This is a genomic window from Vibrio rhodolitus, assembly GCF_003350325.1.
Classification (GTDB): domain Bacteria; phylum Pseudomonadota; class Gammaproteobacteria; order Enterobacterales; family Vibrionaceae; genus Vibrio; species Vibrio rhodolitus.
Map to the genome: position 1 here is coordinate 189,358 of NZ_QLYZ01000001.1, position 15,651 is coordinate 205,008.

At 46.3% G+C, this 15,651-nt stretch carries 14 protein-coding genes; 8 read left to right on the plus strand and 6 right to left on the minus strand.

The window, feature by feature from the left end:
* Nucleotides 1-333 precede the first annotated feature (333 nt).
* The 4 genes from DPF93_RS00830 to DPF93_RS00845 all read left to right on the plus strand — a co-directional run bounded on the left by DPF93_RS00830 (nucleotide 334) and on the right by DPF93_RS00845 (nucleotide 2,571).
* Nucleotides 334-915, plus strand: coding sequence for a TfoX/Sxy family DNA transformation protein (locus tag DPF93_RS00830; protein WP_114764320.1), 582 nt, complete (start codon nucleotides 334-336; stop codon nucleotides 913-915).
* Between the two features lie 92 nt (nucleotides 916-1,007).
* On the plus strand, nucleotides 1,008-1,397 hold the full coding sequence (locus DPF93_RS00835; protein WP_114764321.1) for a ribosome recycling factor family protein: 390 nt from the start codon (nucleotides 1,008-1,010) through the stop codon (nucleotides 1,395-1,397).
* A 148-nt stretch (nucleotides 1,398-1,545) separates the two neighbouring features.
* Nucleotides 1,546-1,974 carry a VOC family protein gene (locus DPF93_RS00840; RefSeq protein ID WP_114764322.1) on the plus strand — a complete coding sequence of 143 codons (429 nt, stop codon included), beginning with the start codon at nucleotides 1,546-1,548 and terminating at the stop codon, nucleotides 1,972-1,974.
* Between the two features lie 33 nt (nucleotides 1,975-2,007).
* On the plus strand, nucleotides 2,008-2,571 hold the full coding sequence (locus DPF93_RS00845; RefSeq protein ID WP_114764323.1) for a dienelactone hydrolase family protein: 564 nt from the start codon (nucleotides 2,008-2,010) through the stop codon (nucleotides 2,569-2,571).
* 155 nt (nucleotides 2,572-2,726) lie between these two features.
* On the opposite strand, the gene copI is transcribed toward DPF93_RS00845, so the two are convergent.
* From copI to DPF93_RS00875, 6 genes are all read right to left on the minus strand, one after another.
* A complete protein-coding gene (gene copI, locus DPF93_RS00850; protein WP_114764324.1) occupies nucleotides 2,727-3,269 on the minus strand; it encodes a copper-resistant cuproprotein CopI in 543 nt (180 codons plus the stop codon).
* 3 nt (nucleotides 3,270-3,272) lie between these two features.
* The gene (locus DPF93_RS00855; protein WP_114764325.1) at nucleotides 3,273-6,461 is read right to left on the minus strand and encodes an efflux RND transporter permease subunit; all 3,189 of its coding nucleotides are present in this window, start codon (nucleotides 6,459-6,461) and stop codon (nucleotides 3,273-3,275) included.
* Nucleotides 6,458-8,161, minus strand: a complete 1,704-nt coding sequence (locus tag DPF93_RS00860; RefSeq protein WP_114764326.1) for an efflux RND transporter periplasmic adaptor subunit — start codon at nucleotides 8,159-8,161, stop codon at nucleotides 6,458-6,460. The genes DPF93_RS00855 and DPF93_RS00860 overlap by 4 nt, the downstream gene beginning before the upstream one ends.
* A 10-nt stretch (nucleotides 8,162-8,171) precedes the next feature.
* Nucleotides 8,172-9,542 (minus strand): TolC family protein, encoded by a 1,371-nt coding sequence (locus DPF93_RS00865; protein ID WP_244204651.1) that lies wholly within the window; start codon nucleotides 9,540-9,542, stop codon nucleotides 8,172-8,174.
* 148 nt (nucleotides 9,543-9,690) lie between these two features.
* Nucleotides 9,691-10,095 carry a hypothetical protein gene (locus DPF93_RS00870; protein WP_114764328.1) on the minus strand — a complete coding sequence of 135 codons (405 nt, stop codon included), beginning with the start codon at nucleotides 10,093-10,095 and terminating at the stop codon, nucleotides 9,691-9,693.
* Between the two features lie 137 nt (nucleotides 10,096-10,232).
* On the minus strand, nucleotides 10,233-11,339 hold the full coding sequence (locus DPF93_RS00875) for a M20/M25/M40 family metallo-hydrolase (protein WP_114764329.1): 1,107 nt from the start codon (nucleotides 11,337-11,339) through the stop codon (nucleotides 10,233-10,235).
* 380 nt (nucleotides 11,340-11,719) lie between these two features.
* On the opposite strand from DPF93_RS00875, the gene hppD reads away from it, so the two are divergent.
* From hppD to maiA, 4 genes are read left to right on the plus strand one after another with little or no spacing between them, the layout of a single operon-like run.
* Nucleotides 11,720-12,793, plus strand: a complete 1,074-nt coding sequence (gene hppD / locus DPF93_RS00880; RefSeq protein ID WP_114764330.1) for a 4-hydroxyphenylpyruvate dioxygenase — start codon at nucleotides 11,720-11,722, stop codon at nucleotides 12,791-12,793.
* The gene (locus DPF93_RS00885; RefSeq protein WP_114764331.1) at nucleotides 12,786-13,919 is read left to right on the plus strand and encodes a homogentisate 1,2-dioxygenase; all 1,134 of its coding nucleotides are present in this window, start codon (nucleotides 12,786-12,788) and stop codon (nucleotides 13,917-13,919) included. Before hppD ends, DPF93_RS00885 begins: the two co-directional genes overlap by 8 nt.
* A 6-nt stretch (nucleotides 13,920-13,925) precedes the next feature.
* Nucleotides 13,926-14,936 (plus strand): fumarylacetoacetate hydrolase family protein, encoded by a 1,011-nt coding sequence (locus tag DPF93_RS00890; protein WP_114764332.1) that lies wholly within the window; start codon nucleotides 13,926-13,928, stop codon nucleotides 14,934-14,936.
* Nucleotides 14,933-15,595 carry a maleylacetoacetate isomerase gene (maiA, locus tag DPF93_RS00895; protein ID WP_114764333.1) on the plus strand — a complete coding sequence of 221 codons (663 nt, stop codon included), beginning with the start codon at nucleotides 14,933-14,935 and terminating at the stop codon, nucleotides 15,593-15,595. Before DPF93_RS00890 ends, maiA begins: the two co-directional genes overlap by 4 nt.
* Nucleotides 15,596-15,651: the final 56 nt, after the last annotated feature.

Below are 15,651 nucleotides of genomic sequence, written 5' to 3' on the forward strand. Positions count from 1 at the left end.
TTCTATGAGTAATCAAGCAATGGGAGAATGTTATCCAGTGATATTTCAATAAATAGTTTTACCTTGCTCCGAAAAGTAAAAATTTTGACGGCTTGTATGGCATGACTTTCTTTGTGTGTGATACTGGTCTCATAAAAGCCGATTTTTCGCTCGATTGATGTGAACTTTGACCAGACTTAATTCGTTTCGTTAACTATCATTTGAGATAACAAATCACTGCCGCATTGCATAACATTAGATAATTGGCAGGACAAAAAATTTTTATTTTTCGCTTTATACGCTGCAGTCTGGAGATCACCAATAATCGGGGAAGATTAGAAAGGATCAAAGGATATGACAGAGCAATCTTTTATTCAGTACGTGACTAAGTTCGGTGACTTCCAAAAACGTTCAATGTTCGGTGGCACTGGTTTATTCAAAGATGACGCAATGTTCGCGCTAATTAGTAACGAACGTGTATTTATCCGTGGTGGTGATAATTTAGACGAAGAGCTATGCGACCTAGGATGTGAAAAATACCGTCATGTTAAAAAACAAACGACAGCCACGGTGAACTATTACGATATTACGCATATTTTTGTTTCTCGTGATGACATGTTAGATAGCTTGGTAAAGCAATCTATCGATTATTCTGTGTCACAGCGTAAGTTCAAACGTTCTTCTGCTAACCGTCGTTTGAGAGATCTACCTAATATGCAATTAACCTTGGAGCGCATGGTTAAGAAAGCGGGTATTGATGACGTCGATGAGTTCATTGAATTGGGCGCAGCGCAAGTATTCTCGCGCGTTAAGCAGACATACGGTAGTGATGTTGATGTCAAACTATTGTGGAAGTTTGCCGGTGCAATCGACGGTATTCACTGGAAACTGATCCAAGAACCACAAAAACGTCAACTGTTAGATAGTTGCGCGTAAACATATCAAATTCGAGATACCGAGCGATTTGCTCGGTGTTTTTTTATCTGCGTTGAAGTAAAGTAAGCGCTTCAATCATTAGCAGATATGTTATGTCCGACGATTTAATTTCCGTACCGTTACCTTCTTTGATTCAAAAAACCGGCAGAGAGCAAGCGGCTGAGCTTCGCCAACTTGCAGCGAACTTTGGCTGTGAGTGTAAACGCATTCGCCGCTCAAGAAACTGGCAGCTGCAAGGCGACTTTCATGGGTTACGATCGTTAAGTGATGAGCTGCAGGTAAGGGACTCGTTAACACATCAATTTGCATTGTCTCGACTCTCAGCGGCTTTAACAAAAATCCAGCCACCTTTGTCTATTGAAGAGCAACTACAACAGCTTTTACAAGATAGTCCCAATATAACGCTGGCTGAAATGATGGAAGCGACCTCGTGTGAAATTGCGCAGGCAAGAGTCGCGCGTTTTAAAAATGACACGTTTTGATTATCTGTTTGCCTCGTATTTGTAGCAAAAAAGTGTGCAGTGTTTCCAAAACAAATTTTTATCCAACAAATAAGTAATATTTCCCTTTACCTCTACCTTACTTGAGGTTTTACAGTGAATTGATTAATTCAAACAGGGAAGTAAAGTGATGAAAAACTACTTAGAGCACACCAACATCTCGGTTGTCGAACCGCATAACACGATTCAATTGATCTTATCAGCAATGCCAAATTGGTCTGTACGTGGACAAGGTGAGTACCTCAATGCTCAAAATGAAAAAATTGAGTGGTTTCACGTCGGTGATGAGACGTTTTACATCGCAATTGATAGTTTGGGTAAAGGGGATGCCCCTTATTGGACTTCACGTTTTACGGGCTTAAATCACTTGGGCTTTGTGGTTGAAAACCTTGATAAGACGATTGAGCGGCTAACACAGGCTGGCTTTGATATGGACCACTGGGGCAGCGAACATCCACATCGAAAAAGCGCTTATTACATGGATAAACACGGCATTCAAATCGAGTTTGTCGAATACATTTCCGATGTGGCGGCAGAGCGTAACGACTACTCGCTATAAGGTTTGGCGCTAGGGAATATAACGAGGTGATTGATGAGAGCGATTGTTGTTACGGATATCTTTGGTTTATGTTCGTCGATGGATAGAGTGGTCTCGCTACTCAATGAGGCGATAGAGCAAGTCATAGTGTTAGACCCATACCAAGGTGTTGCTCAAGAATTCAATAATGAGCAGCAAGCTTATTCTGCATTTATTGATCAATGTGGGCATGAAAAATACTTCACGCTATTGAAGGAGCGAGTGGAAGAAATCAAACCTGAGCTACTAATCGGTTTTAGTGCGGGTGCTAGCGCAGTGTGGCGGCTTTCAAATCACGCCAGCGATAATCTTCAACAAATCCTCTGTTTTTATCCCTCCAGAATAAGGCACTATCTCAGTGTTCAGCCCAAAGTTCCCACTCAGGTGGTTTTCCCGCAAAGTGAGATGAGCTTTGATGTGACAGAAATCAGCCAGCAGATTTCTTTGCTACCAGCAGTCCGTACTCATGTATTGCCGTATCAACATGGATTTATGAATCGTTGCTCACCAGCATTCGATTGTGAAGGTGAAAAAACGGGGTTTAAGCTGCTTCAACAATGCATTAAATCAATAACTTAGTTTATTTATGTGATTGAAGGTAGCGCTTCGGGATGATTGCTATGAGTAGGCAGTATTACCAAATAGGCTTCGTATCCAAGTTGTTCATCTGAGAAACACCGCCTTCTTTCGTTGGCGGTGTTTGTCGTTACTTGATTGAATGCTTTCGCGGGAAGCTAGAGCGTGAGTTCTAATGGCTGACCATGTTGGTCGTGACCTTTAATATTGCAATTTATGCGCACTTGATTGTCGCCATGGAAATGCCACATAAACTGGCGTGCTTTCTTAGGTTCGACGATGATGGAGCTGTTGGTGTCGTGCTCCATCCCCGCCATTTGCTGCATCATCTCACCATGTTTCGCTAATTCACTTTCCGAACCAATGGCAAATTCATGCGCTTTGCTTCCGGTATTCATGACCACAAACTGCACCACATCATTTGGCTTGATATCGAGCGATTTCTTAAATTGAATCGGTTTGTCATCGCTTAAGATCACGTGGACCACTTTATCGGCTTTTGCTCCCTTAGCTTGCATGCCGACGGCTGACATCCCAGACATATTCATCATGCTGTGGTCCATCTTGCCGTGCTCCATTTGGCTATGGTCCATTTTTCCATGTCCCATGCTGTCATGATCCATATTGTCGTGCTGCATGTCCTTCGCGGCGAACGCGATACTTGAAACTAAGCTTAGGGTAATAATCAGCGATTTTTTCATTGTCTAAATTTCCTTTTCTGGCTTTTGAATCGTTAAATCAGTTAGTTGTCTATTTGAATGTTTTGTACTTAAGCGTTTGAGTTCATGTAGCTTCCATAGTTTGAAAATGGCGGGCAGAACTAATAAAGTCAGCACAAGCGCAGACGCCATGCCACCAATCATCGGCGCGGCGATACGTTGCATCACTTCAGAACCGGTGCCATGACCGTACATAATTGGAATTAGACCAATGATCACCGTGCTAACCGTCATCATCACTGGACGCACACGCAAGCCTGCACCTTGGCTAATGGCAGTATCAAGTTCGGCGCTAGCAAGCGCTTGTTGATTATCACGCGAGTCTTGTTTTTGTTGTTCCCATGCTTGGTTGAGGTAAACCAACATAATTACGCCAATTTCAACAGCAACACCGGCTAGGGCAATAAAACCAACGCCGACGGCGATAGAGAAATTGAACTTAAGTGCGTACATCAGCCATACACCACCAACCATCGCAAGCGGCAGGGTCGACATGATGATCATTACCTCGCCAACTCGGCGGAAGCTCATGTACAGCAGCAGAACAATGATCGCGAGGGTAATTGGTACCACAACGGATAGGCGCTGCTTGGCACGTTCCATATACTCATACTGACCAGACCAAGTGAGTGAGTACCCAGCCGGTAGCTGCAATTGTTCAGCGACTGCTTGTTGTGCCTCCACTACATAAGAGCCGAGATCGCGACCTTCAATGTCAACAAATACCCAACCATTTGGACGCGCGTTTTCGGTTTTGATCATTGGCGGACCGTCTTCATAGCGCACATCAGCCACATCCGCGAGGGCAATGCGCGCACCGTTCGGTGTCACTAGTGGCAAGTTTTGTAATTTCACCACGGAATCACGGTAGTCTTGCGGGTAGCGAACGTTAATCGGGTAACGCTCCAAACCTTCAACGGTTTCACCTACTTTCATGCCGCCGACCGCAGTGGCAATGACTTGTTGAATATCTTTGATATTGAGACCATAACGTGCGGCTTGGCGACGTTTAATATCAATGGTGACATAACGCCCGCCAGCGACACGCTCAGCATAAACTGACGTTGTGCCGCTAATTGGGCTTAAGATCGGCTCGATTTGCGCACCAATTTTCTCAATTTGCTTGAGATCTGGTCCCGCGATCTTGATACCAATAGGCGTTTTGATACCGGTAGCTAACATGTCGATGCGGGTTTTAATGGGCATTACCCACGCGTTAGTTAGCCCAGGGAACTGCACCAGTTCATCAAACTCTTTACGCAATGACTCTGTGGTGACACCTTCACGCCATTGATCTCGAGGCTTTAATTGAATTGTGGTTTCAATCATTGTCAGCGGCGCAGGGTCGGTAGCCGTTTCGGCACGTCCAATTTTGCCCCATACCGTTTCCACTTCCGGTACGGTTTTGATTAGCTTATTGGTTTGTTGCAGCAATTCTCGCGCTTTACCAATCGAAATACCCGGATAGGTGGTTGGCATATACATTAAGTCCCCCTCATCTAGGGGAGGAATAAACTCACTACCAAGCTGTTTGACGGGATAGTAAGACGACGCCAGAAGCAGCAACGCGAGCGTAATCATGCTTTTCGGGTAACGAAGGCTAAGGTTTAGCAAGGGACGATAAAGCGCAACCAGCCCTTTATTAATTGGGTTTTTGTGCTCAGGTAGGATCTTACCGCGTACAAAGTAACCCATTAATACGGGAACCAGCGTAATGGCAAGCCCGGCTGCCGCAGCCATGGCATAGGTTTTAGTAAAGGCGAGCGGGGAGAACATCTTGCCTTCTTGCCCTTGTAGCGCAAACACAGGCACAAAACTCAATGTGATGATAAGCAGTGAGAAGAACAGCGGCGCACCCACTTCTTCTGCTGCTTTGCCAATCACTTGCCAGCGGTTGTCATCATTAAGTGGTGTGCGTTCAATGTGCTTGTGGACATTTTCGATCATCACAATTGCGCCATCGACCATGGCACCAATCGCAATCGCGATGCCGCCAAGCGACATGATATTCGCGTTAATGCCTTGCCAGTGCATGACGATAAATGCAGATAGAATGCCAATCGGCAGGCTGATCGCAATCACCAGTGAAGAGCGAATATGAAATAGGAAGAGGGCACAAACGACAGCAACGACCAAAAATTCCTCAGCGAGTTTTTGCCACAGGTTATCGACGGCTGAGTCAATTAGAGTCGAACGATCGTAGGTAGTGACAATTTCAACGCCGGCAGGCAAACCACGTTGTAGTTCACTTAGCTTGGCTTTGACGTTATCAATCACTTGGCTTGCGTTCTCGCCAAAGCGCATCACGATAACACCGCCGACAGCTTCGCCTTCGCCGTTAAACTCTGAAATACCGCGGCGCATCTGTGGACCAAGGTTAATCTCGGCTACATCACCCAGCAACAATGGTGTGCCATTCTTGGTGACTTTTAAAGGCAGAGCGCGCAGATCATCGATGCTGGTTAGATACCCTGAGGTGCGAACCATATGTTCCGCTTCAGCGACTTCAATAACCGATGCGCCAGTCTCTTGGTTACCATTGTTAATCGCGGCATTGATTTGTTGCAGCGTTAGGTTGTATGCACGTAGCTTGGCTGGATCAATTTGTACTTGATACTGTTTGACCATACCACCGACGGTTGCTACTTCCGAAACACCCGCGACCGTTTGCAGTTCATATTTCAAAAACCAATCTTGTAAACTGCGTAGCTCCGCTAAATCATGCTGTCCGGTTTTGTCTTGCAGAACATAACTGTATATCCAGCCCACACCTGTTGCATCTGGTCCTAAAGTTGGTTTGGCTTGGGAGGGCAGATTGGGCGCAACTTGGCTTAAGTATTCTAATACACGTGAGCGAGCCCAATACATATCGGTATCATCGTTGAAGATGATGTAAACGTAGGAGTCGCCAAAGAACGAGTAGCCTCGTACAGTTTCAGCACCAGGTACGGCGAGCATCGCGGTAGTAAGCGGGTAGGTGACCTGATCTTCAACCACTTGCGGCGCTTGTCCTGGGTAGCTGGTTTTGATGATCACTTGTACGTCTGACAGATCGGGGATCGCATCAACAGGCGTGTTTTTCACGCTATACAAACCGCCTAACGTCAGCAAAACTGAAGCGACTAAGACCAAGAAACGATTGTTGATTGACCAACGAATAATCGCGCTAATCATTGTTCGCCTCCTAGGGTCTCAATTTGCTTGAGAGTCCATTCACCAGCGTGGTTTTCGACTAGAAACCGGACTTTTTCCCCTTCACTAAAAGGTGAAAGCTCAAAGTTATCGCTAACAGAAAAGTTTTGCTCGCCGGCTTGCCACTGCCACTCAGGAACGGCTTGATGAGAAAGCGTGACCATACCGAAATCAGCCATCAGCATTGTGATTTCACCCTCTATCCACATTTCACTTGCAGCAGCTACCGCTGGTTTAATCTCGGTGATTTGATACTGACCTTGGTCGGTTTTTTCCATTTCAAATTCAATCGTGTCACCCGCTTTAAATGCGTGCAATTCAACACCGTTGGCTAAAGTAAAGTTCATTACCATACCGGGCCAATTCCACTCGGGCACTGGCTGGTGGTTGATAGTCAGCATGCGATGATCGACCATAACGTCGTTAATCGTGCCAAATGCCCATGCGCGTTCGGTTGGCCCTTCAACACCATTAATCCGTGATAGGTCGGCACTTTGGCTAGATTCTGAATCAAGCATAAATTGCGCAGATGTAACGATTCGGTCTTGCTCTGTGAGTCCTTGTAAAACTTCAACCTGTTCACCAGCTTCTCGACCGACTTCAATGCGTGCTGAACGGAATTTGCCGTCGCCTAAAGCGAGTACCACACGAGTCATCCCTCCTGAGCGGATCACCGCCGAACGTGGAATGGTAAGAACCGCTCGATCGCTGATAGGTTTAAGTTTGATATTGGCAAACATGTTCGGCTTCAGCTCGCCATTAGGGTTGTCAAACTTCAGGCGTACGCGTAGCGTACGAGTTTGTGGGTCAAGGATAGGGTAGACGTAATCAACTTGACCTTGCCAATTTTTGCCGGGTAATGCCTCAAGAATCATCTCCGCTTCACTACCAGCTTTAATCCAATGAGATTGGCGTTCGAATAGCTCAACATCGACCCAGACATGACCAAGTGGACCTGCACTAATCACGGTTTGAGCAGGGGACAGATAACCACCTTCGCGAATGTTCAAACTCGCAATGACACCGTCAGCAATCGCTTTAATCTCGACTTGCTGTTTGGCTTGACCGGAGCGATAAATTTGTTCAATTTGCTGTTGGTCAACGCCCAGTGATGACAGCCTTTCTTTCGCCCCTTGGATGAGCGTTTTTCTACCAGTGCGCTTGGCATTGAGCAGCTCCTCTTGTGCTTTGACGAGATCCGGTGAATAGAAGGTAAACAAGACATCATCCCGCGAGACTTTCTCTCCCACTGCATTGACGTAGAGCTTCTCGACCCAACCACTGGTGCGTACGTTGGTTTGCCACAGCGTACTTTCATCAAAGGCGATGTAGCCAACCGCATCAATGATGGGTTGTAGTGGTTGTTTGGTAACAAGAGCGGTTTTTACGCCAAGATTATTTTCTACTGCCGCTGAAATGGTCACTGTGCCAGCCTCTTGCACACTGCCGTCAAGGTCCTCGGCGTAGACAGGAATAAGATCCATCCCCATCGGAGACTTGCCCGGTTTATCACGTTTATAGTTTGGATCCATTGGTGCAACCCAATACAAAGGCTCATCAGATGCCGCGCTAGTTGCTGGCGATGACGTCATAGTATGGGCAGGCATAAGCCATTGATTACCCGCAAAACCTAAAGCCGTGCCCACAACAAGGGCAACAGTCGCAACTTTGATTGTTTTCATTATTTTTCTCCTAGCGCTGGGCTTTATTGAGGCTGTCTGTTGCATAATCGCCAATCAGGTTAGCGATCTGATTATTGGTTAGGTTGAGGTCTGTGATTAGGCGCTCAAGCTCTAGCTCGATAGTGATCTGAGTAATGGATGACGTGACAATGTCACCAAAGCTGGCGCTGTTATTTTGATACCCGCGCTCAACCGCCGCTAGTTGTGCTTTTGCCTGCTTGAGTAACTGACTTTGATAGTGGGAGATACGCTGTTGGAGATGGTCTTTATCAGAAATAAGCCCAGTCAATTGCGCACCCATGCGAGCAAGCCATGCATCCCGCTGGGATTTCGCTGCACCAACCTGATACTGCGCCGCTTCTAGTGACTTATCTTGTTTACTACCGGTATAAAGAGGGATGTCGACGGTTAAATAGGCGCTCACCATATCCGGAGCAGGGTCACCGCGCATATTGTTTGCCTCACGGTGCGCATACATCACCTCGACGCCAAATTGAGGCGCATATGCTTCTTCAGCAATGGAGACTTGCGTTTGCGCGCTCTGCAGCGATGAATCTAAAGATTGAATCACTGGGTGGCGCATTAGTAACTGATAACGCAACTGTGACGTTGTGTTACTTGCTAGCGTTTGTTGTAACTCATGCCAATCCAATTGATTGGAAGCGTGTAAAGCACCATTTTGTTCAAACCACGCATTACCCAACCATTCAGATAACTGGGCGGCTAATTTAAGCTGCATTTGCGAGTTGTTAACCAGCTTTTGTTGTAATTGGCTCAACTTAAGCTGTGCGGCAATCACATCTTGGGACTCGCCAATACCAAGCGCATAGTTGGAGTCTTGATTATCAATGAGTTGCGTCAGCCATTTCTCTTGCTGAAGTAGCAGTGATTTGGCTTTCTGGTTGTAACCAAGTTCAAGCCACAGAGCGGTCACGGCTGTAATCACTTCGTGCTCGCGGGCTTTAGCTTGTTGCAGCACCGCTTGAGATTGCTGCTCTGCCTGAGATGCTTGTAACTCGATGGTATTGCCACGATCGAACTTCTGCATCACGCCTAATGAGATGTTACTCATAGGGTCTTGATCGAGGCGAAAACTATCGACAGGCACACCGCCAAAACCAAATTTTACTGTCGGGTCCATTAGTGTTGCTTTTGCTTTGCCACTGCTGAGGGTCGCTTGAGACTGAGCGAATAGTTGCTCGCGACTCGCATCTTGTTGCAAAGCAATCGAAATGATTTGTTCTAGCGTCAATCTAGAGTCTTGCAACGCAGTGTTTGATTGAGCTGAATTTGTCGCTGGTTCAAGTGTGCTATGTGCCAACGCAGGTGCGCTGAAAGCCAAAAATAGGCTGAGCGCGAGGAAGTTGTATTTTGCTTTCACATTACAATCCATTTTCAAATACCAAACGCCGACTCATCGCTAAGCGAGCGGTTGGAATATTGATCTTGCTGATGCGAGGAGTCGCTATCAGGCTGATAGTAATTAGCAGGTAAGGGGTGCTGCTAAATGTCTAATGTATGAATTGAAGTTAAGCAGTAGGCGGGCGATAGAGCGAACTCAAGATCTCGACAGTATCGCGGGTTGGTTCGATAGGATAGGTTTGGATATCAAATGAAGGGCTAAAGCTTGGTAGATCTGCCGTGAGCGTCGCAACTACGGTCACGCAAGTGGTATCGCAACATTCGTGCTGCATTGAACTTCCGCTCGCGCAATCCATCTCAATATTTGCCAGCTTTTCGCCAGAGACATGGTGAGACATAGCCGCCATATCCATATTAGGCATCATTTCATCTGAGCAATGACTGCTGGCTGACTGGCTCATTTGCAGCATTTGAAGTGGCATGAGAGTTTTGCTTGACGCCATATTTGACGCAACCAGCGCCAAAGCCGTAAGCAAGACTAACCAAATTGTACGCAGAGAGGTCGCGTGCATATGGATACCAATTCTACTTCAAATGAAAAATTAACCGAGTGTGAGCGTTAAGCTTAATCCTTACCCCTGGGGTAAGGTCAATAAAAAAGCCTGATAAATATTAATCTATCAGGCTTTTCGTATACGTTGTAAGCGTATTAGTGCGTTAAGTAATGCTTAACAAACTCAGTTACTTTTACCATGTCATCGATAGCGATGAACTCTTCAGTGGTGTGCACTTTTGCCATACCGGTTGAGATGTTAACTGTGGTTAAGCCAAGCTTGTTAAAGTTATTCGCATCACTACCACCGCCAGTTGCTTTGGTGAATGGCTCTGCACCGATTGCGCTAAACGACGCTTTTACTTGCTCAATATGCGGGTGATCGTCGGCAAGAACAAATGCGTTGTAAGCACGGGTTGATTCGATTTCCACTTCTGCGCCATGTTTTGCCGCTGCTGCTTGGAAAGTCTCAATCATATGATCAACTTGTTTAGTCAGCTTGTCATCGTTTAGCGAGCGCGCTTCAGCAACAATTTTTAGTTCAGGCATAACGATGTTGGTCGCGTTACCGCCTTCGACAATACCGATGTTGGCGGTGGTTTCTTCATCGATACGTAGTAGTTTCATTTGCGTGATCGCGTCTGCAGCTACGCTGATCGCACTAATGCCTTCTTCAGGTGCAAGACCTGCGTGAGCAGGGCGACCTTTGATCGTCGCAACGATCTTTTGCTGACCAGGCGCGGCATTAACGATAGTGCCGATAGGACCACCGGTATCCAGCACGATGGCTTTGTTTGATTTAATCATGTTCATATCGAAGTGTTCAGAGCCGTGTAGACCGCCTTCTTCATGAACAGTGAACGCGATTTCGATGGTCTTGTGGTCAAGATTTTCAGCTTGGATACAACGAACCGCTTCCATGATAGCTGCGATGCCAGATTTATCATCACCACCTAAAATTGTGTTGCCTTTTGAGCGGATAATGCCGTCTTCAATAACAGGCTCTATGCCTTTACCCGGCGTTACCGTGTCCATATGGCAGCTTAGTACAACGCTGTCTTCGATTTTACCATCGAGGCGAGCGTAAACATTGAAGCCGTTGGTGTACTGCTCTGGCACTGGCAGCTTGTGCACAGTGAAACCCATCTCGCCAAGTTGCTCAGCAAGAGTCTCAGCAATCTCTTTTTCAAAGCCAGTTTCACTATCAATTTTGATTAGTTCGCAGAAGTGCTCGACCAATCGCTCACGGTTAATTTGTGTCATTGTTATACCTTACTGTAGGAACAGAGGCGGTTAACATACCGCTAAGTCTTGAGCTCAAACCTGCGGTAAATCAATTTTCACGTGTAAAAGCAAACTAGCCTGTTCCATTGGTTAATCCTTGTGCGTTTAGATTCTCGACGAACGAGATAGTCAAAAATCAAATGTAAAATAATTGTTACATCGCTCAGATTGAGCTTTAGCTTAATAATGAGATGCTTAGTATAAATTTATAAAAATTAAACGCGCAGTTTTACACAGAGATAAGATTTTAATAGCGCTGCTTTTTTGCCCGAAAATTACCCTTATTGGCTGTTATTGCTCATGTTTATATCAGTACCTGTGCGTTACTGGCATATCAAGCAACACCGCAAGGAGTGATTATGGATGAGTACCTAAACCCACTAGGGACTGACGGTTTTGAGTTTGTGGAATATACCGCGGCAGATGATCAGGGTATTGCTGCGTTGAAGGATCTGTTTTTGTCACTTGGCTTTGCTGAAGTGGCAAAACATCGCTCAAAACAGGCGTGGCTCTATCAGCAGGGGGACATTAGTTTTGTCGTCAATGCACAGCCTGATAGCCAAGCGGAGGCGTTTGCCAAAGAGCACGGTCCCTCGGTGTGTGGCATGGCGTTTCGGGTCAAAGACAGTGGGAAAGCGATGGAACATGCACTGGTGAATGGTGCAAGCAGATACGTCACTGAGGTGGGACCGATGGAGCTTTCGATACCGGCAATTTATGGGATCGGTGACAGCTTGATCTATTTTGTTGACCGCTATGGTGAACAGAGCATCTATGATGTCGATTTTTGCTTCTATGATGACGCACAAAAACAGCGGGATGAGTGCTCAGTTGGGCTGCTCGAAATTGACCACTTAACCCATAACGTAAAGCAAGGTCATATGGATACTTGGTCGGGCTTTTATGAGCGTATCGGTAATTTTAGAGAGATTCGCTACTTTGATATCGAGGGCAAACTAACTGGGCTTGTCAGCCGCGCAATGACTGCACCTTGCGGCAAAATACGCATTCCAATCAATGAATCCTCTGATGACAAATCGCAGATTGAAGAGTTTATTCGCGAGTATAACGGTGAAGGCATCCAACATATCGCGATGAGCACCGATGATATTTATCACACGGTGAAAACGCTGCGCGCACGGGGCATGGAATTTATGCCAACGCCGGATACTTACTATGAGAAGGTCAATCAACGGGTCGAAGGTCACGGTGAAGATCTTGAGCATCTTAAGGCTCTTAGGATCTTAATTGATGGCGCACCAATGAAGGATGGCATCCTGCTGCAGATTTTTACTCAAACGGTGATAGGTCCGGTGTTTTTTGAAATTATTCAGCGCAAAGGGAATCAAGGCTTTGGCGAGGGCAACTTCAAAGCGCTGTTTGAATCGATAGAGGAAGATCAGATCAGGCGCGGGGTATTAAAAGATGCGTAGACGGATCACTTACCCTCATCGTGAAGGTACCTGTTCAAAACAAGCTCACGCTGACTTTCCTGAGCAAGGAATTTATGAGCGAGAGGCTGGGCGTGCTGGTTTTTTTGGACCGGCGAGTCACTTTCATCATCGTCATGCGCCGACCGGCTGGAGTGAATGGCAGGGAAAACTCAGACCACGCGCGTTTAACTTCAATCATGTTGATGCTAGCCAGCAAAGTTCGCCGTGGGATGTGCCGGATTTACTCTCTAACTCAGATTGCAAAATCCGCGTTTGGCAGTTGCATGAATCGATGGAATTTCTCGCCCGCAATGCTGATGGTGATGAGCTGCTGTTTATTCACCAAGGTAGTGCAGAACTGTTTTGTGACTATGGGCACTTAACTTTAGTCACTGGTGACTATGTGGTGATCCCGCGCTCAACCAATTGGCGTTTAGAACCCCATCAGCCGATGTTCATTCTGATGATTGAAAATACTGACGGCGAGTATAACCTCCCTGACAAAGGCATCGTCGGCCAGCATGCCGTGTTTGACCCAGCTGCACTTGATGTTCCTGCGATTAATGCAAAGTTTCAAGCGCAATACAGCGAGAGAACGACTCAAGTTAAGGTTAAACGTCATGGTGAGATAAGTACCATTATCTATCCATTTAATCCGCTTGATGCGATTGGTTGGCATGGTGATCTTTCCGTGGTGCGTTTGAATTGGCAAGATATCCGTCCGCTGATGTCGCACCGTTATCATCTGCCGCCTTCCGCACATACCACCTTTGTGGGTGATGGTTTTGTCGTTTGTACTTTTGTGCCGCGCCCAATAGAGAGTGATCCCGGCGCGTTGAAAGTGCCGTTTTACCACAACAACGATGACTATGATGAAGTGCTGTTTTATCACCAAGGGGATTTTTTTAGCCGTGACAATATTGAAGCAGGCATGGTGACATTTCACCCGGCTGGCTTTACCCATGGTCCTCATCCCAAAGCCTTTGCTGCAGGTCTTGCCCACAAGAAAAAGCAAACCGACGAAGTCGCAGTAATGATAGATACGCGACATGCGCTGGAATTTTCTGAGCAGGCAGAGCAAGTTGAGTGGGCGGAGTATGTCTACAGTTGGCGAGAGAAAAAGTGAGGCAAGATGAAGTTTGCGACGTTAAAAAATCAAACCCGAGATGGTCAGCTTGTAGTGGTTAACCGTGCGATGACGCGTTGTGTCGCTGCGCCTAATATTGCCAACACGATGCAGCATGTTTTGGATAATTGGGCGCACTGCGCTCCCTTGTTGGAAGCGATCTATCAAGATTTAAACCAAGGCGTGATTGAGGGGATGGCGTTTGAACCGAGCCACTGTGAATCACCGCTTCGAAGAGCATTCCATTGGGCGGATGGCAGTGCCTATGTGAATCATGTTGAGTTGGTACGCAGGGCGCGAGGTGCAGAAGTGCCAGAGAGCTTTTGGACTGATCCACTCATGTATCAAGGTGGTTCAGATACCTTTATCGGACCGACAGATGACATCGAGTGTTTGAGTGAAGAGTGGGGCATTGATTTTGAAGCTGAGGTAGCGGTGATCACCGATGATGTGCAGATGGGCTGCTCTCCAGATCAAGCTGCGCAGTGCGTGCGCTTAGTGATGTTAGTCAATGATGTGTCGCTACGAAATTTAATTCCGGCAGAGCTCGCCAAAGGATTTGGCTTTTATCAATCTAAGCCATCTTCGGCATTTTCACCGGTTGCGATTACCCCTGATGAATTGGGCGATGCCTGGCGCGATTGCAAAGTTCATTTACCGCTGATTAGCCATTACAACCAAACTCCCTTTGGCTTTCCTAACGCGGGTCAAGATATGACATTTAGCTTTGCCGAGCTTATCCAACATGCCGCGAAGACTCGGTCATTGTCAGCAGGGACTATAATTGGGTCAGGTACGGTATCAAATAAACAAGGCACCGATTTTGGTACCGCTATTGCTGAAGGTGGCGTTGGCTATTCGTGTATTGCGGAAATACGCATGATAGAGATCATCCGAGATGGCAAGCCAAGCACCTCGTTTATGCGCTTTGGTGACACGATCAAAATTGAAATGCTTGATGAGCAGGGCAATAGCTTATTTGGTGCCATACAACAGAAAGTGGTGGAGAAACGATGAGACTATATGGATATTGGCGTTCGTCAGCAGCTTACCGAGTAAGAATTGCACTCAACTTAAAACAGATTCGTTATGACTACTTCGCGGTCGATCTATTGAAAGATGGCGGTCAGCAACACACTGAAGAGTTTCACCGTATCAATGCTAATGAGCTCGTTCCTGTCTTGCTCGATGGCTCAAATCGCATTAGTCAGTCTTTGACTATTATTGACTACTTAGATGACCATTATCCAGAGCCACTGTTAACGCCACTTAGTGGCGAGCGGCGCTATAAAATCAAAGAACTCGCGCAAGATATCGCAATTGATATTCATCCATTAAACAACTTGCGTGTGCAGCAGTACTTAATCAATCAATACGATTTTGATAAAGAAGATGAAATTAATTGGCTGCGACACTGGATCACCGTTGGTTTTGCGGCTTTAGATGACAAGTTACGTGATACGTCTGGGGCTTATGCGGTGGGTTCTGAGGTCTCGCTGGTGGATGTTTGTCTCGTGCCACAGGTCTATAATGCATTGCGCTTTGATGTTGATATTAGCCAATATCCAACAATCGAAAGGCTCTATTTTTCGCTCAACGAGCATCCGGCGTTTAATCTTGCTGCTCCGGAGCATCAACCTGACTCGCCACAAAACAAAAACCACCTAGTTGAGTAGGTGGTTTAGTTATCGTCCTTGGTATATTGGTGATGCTGACTAAATGCAGACGAGAA